The following is a 4,574-nucleotide window of genomic DNA, read 5'->3' on the forward strand; positions in this document are numbered from 1 at the left end:
CTCGTGGCGTCTTGTTCGCAGCACGAGCCAGGTATTCGGCTGCAGACCGGAAAGGGCGGAACTCGCGCGCTATGGCCTGCAGGAGTGAATCTCGAATTGAGACGGCTGCAGCACTCATTGGCCGCGCGCTCGCTGGAAAGGACCGATTTCGGTCCATTTGAGACTGAAATAGGTCCGAGAGAGACCGATTATTTCCCATGTTTTTCCTCCATCATCTGCCTTGTCACCGGCAGTTTGAGGGAGTTCAGARTTGGACGACGACACCACCACCCACGAGCACGACAAGCCACTGGTCGAGGCAGATGCGAGAAGGTTCACGCAGCGGTTGGATACGCCCGTGATCGCTCTCGACATCATGCGCGCCGCCCGGCTCTGGTCGGTGCTGCACCCGCACGCTACGGGCCAGACGCGCCAACGTCTGGTCGAGCAGTTTGCGGCTGCGGTGGGGGTCGTGGTCGTCATTTGATGTTCAGTGGGCTTCGTTCATGTCAGCGCGCGCCCATCTGCGCGATGTCGCGTTGAGCGTCGGCCCACGAGATACCGGGCATCATCGCGCCCCAGGTCTCCGCCGAACCGGCAGGCAGCGGGTCAATGCGCGTGATCTTCGGCTTGCTCGGCGGCTGTTCGGCAACCACTTCCGATTTCTTGGCGCGCTCTATAACGGCCAGCGGGATCCCGGATAGATCGCGGATTTCATATTGCCGCCTGGTCGGTACCCGGTTCCAATACCTGATCGCGTGTCTTGATATCCCGAAGTGCGCCGCGAGTGCATCGATGCCCCCACAATCGCGCACTACGTCCTCAAGGGAGTAATCGTCATACTTCGGGTCGATACTTGTCGTGCCGGACGCTCTTTCTTTCTTAACTCGGCTCCCGGTGGCATTGCCTCCACAATGTGCGCCGCAAGCCACGCTGCAGAAGCGGCGCGGGAGCCATTTAGAAAGGCGCATACCCGGCTTACGGCTGAACGTAGCCCCGCAATACTCGCAGTTTTTCGTATCGCTCATTTGTGGCCTCCCTTGCGTTCAAGGCGGCTTGCGATGCTTTGCAAATCGAGCGCGGAGACGGTGCCGGTCAGGGAGAACGGCGGCTTTGTGGCTGGGGCGCTCATGGGCGTTCCCCTCTCGCGACGCGGAAAATTTCGTCATATGCCCCTCCGAGGGAGGCTATCGGACTCCGTGCTGCGCCTGCATCATCGGTGGGCGAGGGAGTCGGAAGCTCCCCCGCGCCTTCACCATCCGCCAGAGAGGATTCATCAGATGGCTCAATCTCAGCCAGCCATGACGCTAAAACTTCTGTCCTTACGTCGCTCAGGCGAAGATCTCCCAGCGGGGCAGATAGAAGTAACGATAGCTCTGAACGCTTGCGGCAAAGAGTTCCCGGTCTCAGGAACCCTGACAGTCTTTCTGCCAGACCATGTGATAGAGCAGGAATTTCCTCGCGGGCTGCTTGAACTTCCGACCGAAGTCGTTCGGCAAGTCGTTCTTTCATATTATCAGGCACAACAAGAAGGTCGCGGGCCTGTTGTGGAGTGATGATCACGCCATAAGCTGCCATAGCATCGGCGCAAAGGCGTTCCAGTTTGACGCCACTCATGACCGCTCCTCCGAGCCTGCGGCCCGTGTCACGCCGGACGCCCAGACGAGCAGGCGAATGGCAGCACAGGCGGGGATGATGATTTCGAGGAAGTGCAGGAGGCTCATGGGCGAGCCTCCGTGGGTTCGACTTCTGGATTGAAAATGTGCTTCAGAGACTCATCATCATCCGTCAGGAATGCTTCGATCATACGTGCAACACGGATGAGGGCATGGCTTTCGTGCGGCCCAAACCTCAGCGCGAATTCGAGGGCAATTCGTCGGGTTTCGTTCATTTACGTCCTCCCAAGATTGAGTTTGGGAAAACATCCGGGCGGAGGATGTGCGGATCGACGTTGAAGGTCTCGCCTATGAGAGCCGCCTTCGTCGTCGGGACGCGATTGCTCACGCACCACTTGTTTACAGCGGAACGACTCACACCAAAGAGAGCGGCTACAGCCTGCTTTCCCCCGTGTTCCTTCACCATGTCAGCGAATGTTTTCATGTCCGGAGCGTTACCTATGGTGCCAATAGGTGTCAAGCATAAAAGATACCACTGGTGTCAGACATGAAAATACGGACATGCGAAAATGCTTGCATGAACACGTCCCGGCAAATTAGAACATTACGAGAACAGCGGAACCTCTCCCAAGAAGGCTTTGCGGAGGCGATCGGTAAGTCACGATCACTCGTCGCAGCCTGGGAAGCAGGCCGGAAAGAGCCGGGGAGAGATAGCTTGCAAGCGATATCAAGGGTTTTCGGCGTTCCTATGTCCTATATCTTGGGAGATGACGCATCGGTGAAGGCCGTTGCCGAGGGGCCGTCCGAAGTCACGTTGCTTGAAATGTTCCGTTCTGCCGATGCCGTGACACAGAACAGCGTCCTCCACATTTTGAGCCTGAGCAAAGCCAAGGAATGAAATCGTTACCTAAGGTGCCGTTTTTTCATTGACGTCTTTTGGCACCATTGGTAACGTTCTCCCCATCACCACCGATGGGGAAGCCAGATGGCAACCGAGCCAACAATCTTCGTTTTTGCAAATGCTGAGATCCGGGTCGTCATGCTGGACGACGCGCCGCACTTCGTCGGCAAGGATGTGGCCGAGCGTCTCGGATACGCTGATCCAGCCGACGCCATAAAGCGTCACTGCAAGGGGTCGGTGAAACGCCTACCCCTTCAAACCGAAGGCGGGATGCAAGAAGTCCGCGTTCTCTCCGAGCCTGACGTTCTCCGCCTGATCGTTCGCAGCAAGCTGCCCGAGGCGCAGCAGTTCGAGCGTTGGGTTTTCGAGGAAGTTCTGCCCGCCATCCGCAAGAGCGGCGGCTACATGGTCGCGGCGCCGGACGAGACGCCGGAAGAAATCATGCTGCGCGCCCTGACCCTCGCCAAGGAAACGGTTGATCGTCATAAAGCGCAACTCGCTGTTGCACAACCCAAAGCGGACGCCATGGACCTGATGGAAGCTGCGACGAGCAAGCCCATGGGTGTGCGTGATGCCGGCCGCCATTTGCAGATCGGCCAGAACGAAGTGGTTCGGCTTGCTCTCGACTGGGGATGGGCTTGCAGAGAGAGCCGCAAGCTCAAGTCAACGCATTACGGCCGCGAGCGCGAATACACCGTCATGACGCCGCGCACATACGTCAGGGAAGGCGAGGACTTCATTGACCTCGAATTCAAGCTGACCCGAAAGGGCGTCGACCGCATGGCCATCAAGATTGCGAAGGCCAAAGCCAGCAGGCCGCGCATGGAACCCGGCATGTCCGACACAATCGGTCTCGTCCGCCACTGACCCCGCTTGACGCGACCCCGGTACGCCGGGGCCGAACAAGCCGGGTTTCCGGCCATTGTTTCCAGTGATGGAGAAGTGAAGTGAGCATCTTTTATTCGATGGGCACATCAGATGCGTATATCGATGCGCTGAGCGCCCCCGACCTGTCGCCCGAGGCAGAAGAACGCCTTGCGGCTCTTGAGGACGACCAGGAATTCCTGATGAAAATCAGGACCGAGCACGAAGTGATCGTTGCCACAATTGAGAAGCGCAATCAGGAGCGGCCGACACAGCACATTGCGGACGCGCTGCTGGAAGCGAAAGCGAATGTTGAATCTGTCGATCTCATGATCTCGCAGGTTCGGAGCGATATCGAACGCATCGGCGAATGGGACAATGAGCGGGCGGAGGCCGATTTCTGGGATCGTGGAGATTGGCTGTTTGAGCAGCGTCGCGACCAGCTTGAGCATAGGGCAGGGTGATGGAAGTCACACTGACAGCCGGAGAGGCGCTGGAGCTTCTCGACCGCATCAGGTCGGTCAATGCCGCATCGAACAAGGTTCTTTATGGGGCCGAGGGGAGCCGCGAAGTCGTTAGGACGGCAGCACGAGCTGCAAACGCTAGCGTGTGTCTAACGCTCGCACTTCGCCGGGCCGGGATCGAGACACCGCTTATTGGAACGGAGGCCGCACAATGACGCCTCAACTCACGCCGCACGAGCGGATCAAGCAGAGTGCTAGGGCAATCGCGTTCCTGAGCAACCCCGCGTTTGGCCTCGACCAGGCGCCCGGGCGCGCAGACCTGATCGCAGATCACGAGCGCCAGATGACTCGGGATATCGGACTGGTCATTCCCGCGATGAAGGGAGAGGGGGCGTGAGCGAAGTCCTCACAATTACCGGCGAGGAGTGGCACGCCCTGCGCGCAAGGCATGTCGGCGGCTCCGAGATCGCGGCCCTGTTCGACGCGCAGCCTGATTATGCACTGGGCCTGCATGGCCTCTGGCTCGTTAAATCCGGTCGCGTGCCTGCCCCGGAAGTCGATAACCCGCGCACGCGCTGGGGCAACCGTCTTGAAGAGGCGATTGCTTATGGCTGCGCCGAGCAGGAAGGCTGGAAGATCCGCAAGGGCGGCCACTTCACCGACCTGGCGTGTCGGGGATTGGGTGCTACGCTCGATTTCGTCATTGAGGGTGGCGAAGAAGGGCGAGATACGCCGGGCGCTCTTGAGATC

At 59.0% G+C, this 4,574-nt stretch carries 11 protein-coding genes; 7 read left to right on the top strand and 4 right to left on the bottom strand.

Annotated elements, in window-relative coordinates:
• Positions 1-250 precede the first annotated feature (250 nt).
• On the top strand, positions 251-466 hold the full coding sequence (locus tag ED655_RS08845; RefSeq protein ID WP_062164660.1) for a hypothetical protein: 216 nt from the start codon (positions 251-253) through the stop codon (positions 464-466).
• A gap of 22 nt (positions 467-488) precedes the next feature.
• Here ED655_RS08845 and ED655_RS08850 read toward each other — a convergent pair whose 3' ends face one another.
• From ED655_RS08850 to ED655_RS16070, 4 genes are all read right to left on the bottom strand, one after another.
• Positions 489-1,007: a MerR family transcriptional regulator gene (locus ED655_RS08850; RefSeq protein WP_122049871.1), complete on the bottom strand. Its 519-nt coding sequence runs from the start codon at positions 1,005-1,007 to the stop codon at positions 489-491.
• A 100-nt stretch (positions 1,008-1,107) separates the two neighbouring features.
• Positions 1,108-1,596 carry a hypothetical protein gene (locus ED655_RS15550; RefSeq protein WP_162993456.1) on the bottom strand — a complete coding sequence of 163 codons (489 nt, stop codon included), beginning with the start codon at positions 1,594-1,596 and terminating at the stop codon, positions 1,108-1,110.
• A gap of 103 nt (positions 1,597-1,699) precedes the next feature.
• Positions 1,700-1,870: a hypothetical protein gene (locus ED655_RS15555; protein ID WP_162993457.1), complete on the bottom strand. Its 171-nt coding sequence runs from the start codon at positions 1,868-1,870 to the stop codon at positions 1,700-1,702.
• Complete coding sequence (locus tag ED655_RS16070; RefSeq protein WP_122049873.1) at positions 1,867-2,079, bottom strand: YdaS family helix-turn-helix protein; 213 nt, start codon at positions 2,077-2,079, stop codon at positions 1,867-1,869. The genes ED655_RS15555 and ED655_RS16070 overlap by 4 nt, the downstream gene beginning before the upstream one ends.
• 63 nt (positions 2,080-2,142) lie before the next feature.
• Between ED655_RS16070 and ED655_RS08865 the strand changes: the two genes are divergently transcribed.
• The 6 genes from ED655_RS08865 to ED655_RS08890 form a co-directional block, all read left to right on the top strand.
• Positions 2,143-2,493 (top strand): helix-turn-helix domain-containing protein, encoded by a 351-nt coding sequence (locus tag ED655_RS08865; protein WP_122049874.1) that lies wholly within the window; start codon positions 2,143-2,145, stop codon positions 2,491-2,493.
• Between the two features lie 141 nt (positions 2,494-2,634).
• The gene (locus ED655_RS08870; protein ID WP_240993588.1) at positions 2,635-3,363 is read left to right on the top strand and encodes a BRO family protein; all 729 of its coding nucleotides are present in this window, start codon (positions 2,635-2,637) and stop codon (positions 3,361-3,363) included.
• 80 nt (positions 3,364-3,443) lie between these two features.
• The gene (locus ED655_RS08875; RefSeq protein ID WP_122049876.1) at positions 3,444-3,824 is read left to right on the top strand and encodes a hypothetical protein; all 381 of its coding nucleotides are present in this window, start codon (positions 3,444-3,446) and stop codon (positions 3,822-3,824) included.
• Positions 3,824-4,039 (top strand): hypothetical protein, encoded by a 216-nt coding sequence (locus tag ED655_RS08880; protein ID WP_122049877.1) that lies wholly within the window; start codon positions 3,824-3,826, stop codon positions 4,037-4,039. The genes ED655_RS08875 and ED655_RS08880 overlap by 1 nt, the downstream gene beginning before the upstream one ends.
• Positions 4,036-4,221 (top strand): hypothetical protein, encoded by a 186-nt coding sequence (locus tag ED655_RS08885; RefSeq protein ID WP_122049878.1) that lies wholly within the window; start codon positions 4,036-4,038, stop codon positions 4,219-4,221. Before ED655_RS08880 ends, ED655_RS08885 begins: the two co-directional genes overlap by 4 nt.
• Positions 4,218-4,574 (top strand): YqaJ viral recombinase family protein (locus ED655_RS08890; RefSeq protein ID WP_162993460.1); only part of this gene is annotated, 357 nt, incomplete at its 3' end. The genes ED655_RS08885 and ED655_RS08890, both read left to right, overlap by 4 nt.

Origin of the sequence: Asaia bogorensis (assembly GCF_900465345.1) — a bacterium.
In the GTDB taxonomy this organism is placed as follows: domain Bacteria; phylum Pseudomonadota; class Alphaproteobacteria; order Acetobacterales; family Acetobacteraceae; genus Asaia; species Asaia bogorensis_A.